Annotated in this window: 1 protein-coding gene; it reads left to right on the top strand. The window is 61.5% G+C overall.

Annotation, left to right across the window (positions count from 1 at the left end; all coding sequences use genetic code 11):
• Positions 1-105: 105 nt before the first annotated feature.
• A partial coding sequence (locus H7J86_RS31705) for an MmpS family transport accessory protein (RefSeq protein WP_267295827.1) occupies positions 106-429 on the top strand: 324 nt, incomplete at its 3' end.

The following is a 429-nucleotide window of genomic DNA, read 5'->3' as shown; positions in this document are numbered from 1 at the left end:
AGCTGGCTCACGCTAACTTTACACTCGTTTCCTTACTATCGTAAGGTCAGCCACCATGGTTACCGACCAGGCGCGTATGTGCGCCGTCGCGAACGGGGTATGGCGATGAACGCAGTGGTACGCGCCCTGGCCAGAATCTGGGTACCCCTGGTCATTGTCGTCGTGGTCGGCGTCGGTGGGGTGATCATCAACCGATTCCACGGTGTGTTCGGATCCGGTCAGGAGACCGGCGGCGGACGTGCGGAGAACATCGTCTCGACCGTGCCCAAATACGTGACGTATGAGGTGTACGGACCCGCGGGTACCGCGGGCATGATCAGCTATGTCGACGAGCATGCACAGTCGCAGGAGGCGCGGTTCAGCACGCTCCCCTGGACTGTCACCCTGACCACCACGCTGCCGAGCGTCTTCGCCAACATCATCGCCCAG

The sequence above is a fragment of the Mycobacterium hackensackense genome (assembly GCF_025822555.1).
GTDB classification, from domain to species: domain Bacteria; phylum Actinomycetota; class Actinomycetes; order Mycobacteriales; family Mycobacteriaceae; genus Mycobacterium; species Mycobacterium fluoranthenivorans.
Note: the sequence above shows the minus strand (reverse complement) of the source record. Positions and strands in the feature narration are given on the sequence as shown.